This is a genomic window from Bradyrhizobium sp. Kon56 (genome assembly GCF_055807635.1).
Window position 1 is genome coordinate 1 of record NZ_JBVVOU010000326.1, and the last position, 300, is coordinate 300.

The following is a 300-nucleotide window of genomic DNA, read 5'->3' on the forward strand; positions in this document are numbered from 1 at the left end:
AGGACGTAGGGCCTGACAGGCGCAATATACACTGACGTATCAAATGGAATATCACCTACGCTGGAGTTAGTTGTATAAGTCACTCCTGCTATCACGTTTTTTGCCATAAACCTATTGGGCTCAACGGCCCTACCAGAATCAAAACGCATATATCTTTCAATAACTTCCTTATGCAACACGGTGTTTTCGCCTGCACCGTCTACCCCGAGACGCATAACTCTTTCATCAGCAACCTGCCCCCGAAGACCCGCGTCGTATTGATTCTTTTGCTTATCGCAATGCCAGCCATCCGGCAGCGGT

At 48.3% G+C, this 300-nt stretch carries 1 protein-coding gene; it reads right to left on the reverse strand.

Features of this window, described 5'->3' with window-relative positions; all coding sequences use genetic code 11:
• The coding region (locus AC0L3B_RS39165; RefSeq protein ID WP_473383099.1) for a hypothetical protein at positions 1–300 on the reverse strand (300 nt) is incomplete at both ends.